Annotated in this window: 1 rRNA gene; it reads right to left on the bottom strand. The window is 55.0% G+C overall.

From position 1 onward, the window contains the following. Positions 1-60: 60 nt before the first annotated feature. Positions 61-1,863: ribosomal RNA gene (locus J2T23_RS19825) — 23S ribosomal RNA — on the bottom strand; the annotation flags it as partial.

The following is a 1,863-nucleotide window of genomic DNA, read 5'->3' as shown; positions in this document are numbered from 1 at the left end:
TGGGGGGTTGTTGGTTGGGAACCACATAGTGGACGCAAGCAGAGTTTTGTATGTATCTGTGTGGTGTAAGTTGTTGGCCTATTAGTACCGGTCAGCTTCACGAGTCGTTAGTCCTCGCTTCCACATCCGGCCTATCAACCCAGTGGTCTGGCTGGGGGCCTCTCACACATAAATGTGTATGGAAATCTCATCTTGAAGCGAGCTTCCCGCTTAGATGCTTTCAGCGGTTATCCCATCCGAACGTAGCTAATCAGCGGTGCACTTGGCAGTACAACTGACACACCAGAGGTTCGTCCGTCCCGGTCCTCTCGTACTAAGGACAGCCCTTCTCAAATTTCCTGCGCGCGCAGCGGATAGGGACCGAACTGTCTCACGACGTTCTAAACCCAGCTCGCGTACCGCTTTAATGGGCGAACAGCCCAACCCTTGGGACCTACTCCAGCCCCAGGATGCGACGAGCCGACATCGAGGTGCCAAACCATGCCGTCGATATGGACTCTTGGGCAAGATCAGCCTGTTATCCCCGAGGTACCTTTTATCCGTTGAGCGACGGCCATTCCACAATGTACCGCCGGATCACTAGTCCCGACTTTCGTCCCTGCTCGAGATGTCTCTCTCACAGTCAAGCTCCCTTGTGCACTTACACTCGACACCTGATTGCCAACCAGGCTGAGGGAACCTTTGGGCGCCTCCGTTACTTTTTAGGAGGCAACCGCCCCAGTTAAACTACCCATCAGGCACTGTCCCTGACCCGGATTACGGGCCGAAGTTAGATGTCCAAAGTGACCAGAGTGGTATTTCAACGATGACTCCACCCGAACTGGCGTCCGGGCTTCAACGTCTCCCACCTATCCTACACAAGCCACTCCGAACACCAATACCAAACTATAGTAAAGGTCTCGGGGTCTTTCCGTCCTGCTGCGCGTAACGAGCATCTTTACTCGTACTGCAATTTCGCCGAGTTTATGGTTGAGACAGCGGGGAAGTCGTTACTCCATTCGTGCAGGTCGGAACTTACCCGACAAGGAATTTCGCTACCTTAGGATGGTTATAGTTACCACCGCCGTTTACTGGGGCTTAAATTCTCAGCTTCGCCTTGCGGCTAACCGGTCCTCTTAACCTTCCAGCACCGGGCAGGAGTCAGTCCGTATACATCGTCTTGCGACTTCGCACGGACCTGTGTTTTTAGTAAACAGTCGCTTCCCCCTGGTCTCTGCGGCCCCGATCCCCTCCACACCGCGAAGGTGTATCAAGGTTGGGGCCCCCCTTCTCCCGAAGTTACGGGGGCATTTTGCCGAGTTCCTTAACCATAATTCTCTCGATCGCCTTAGTATTCTCTACCTGATCACCTGTGTCGGTTTGGGGTACGGGCGGCTAAAACCTCGCGTCGATGCTTTTCTCGGCAGCATAGGATCACCAAATCCCCCCAAACGGGGGTCCCATCAGATCTCAGGCACCATGAGTGGCGGATTTGCCTACCACTCGCCCTACATCCTTAGACCGGGACAACCATCGCCCGGCTCGGCTACCTTCCTGCGTCACACCTGTTAATACGCTTGCCTCCCAGGATCAGGTCCCGCGCTCCACCAAAACCCTTCACCCACAAGGGGTGTCAGGCAGGTCTCGGGCGGTTAGTATCCCCTGTTCAACATGGACGGTTTTTCGCCGGTACGGGAATATCAACCCGTTGTCCATCGACTACGCCTGTCGGCCTCGCCTTAGGTCCCGACTTACCCAGGGCAGATTAGCTTGACCCTGGAACCCTTGATCATTCGGCGGACGGGTTTCTCACCCGTCTTTCGCTACTCATGCCTGCATTCTCACTCGTGTAGGCTCCACCACTGGTTTACACCGCAGCTTCAC

The sequence above is a fragment of the Pseudarthrobacter niigatensis genome, from assembly GCF_030812615.1.
GTDB lineage: Bacteria > Actinomycetota > Actinomycetes > Actinomycetales > Micrococcaceae > Arthrobacter > Arthrobacter niigatensis.
Note: the sequence above shows the minus strand (reverse complement) of the source record. Positions and strands in the feature narration are given on the sequence as shown.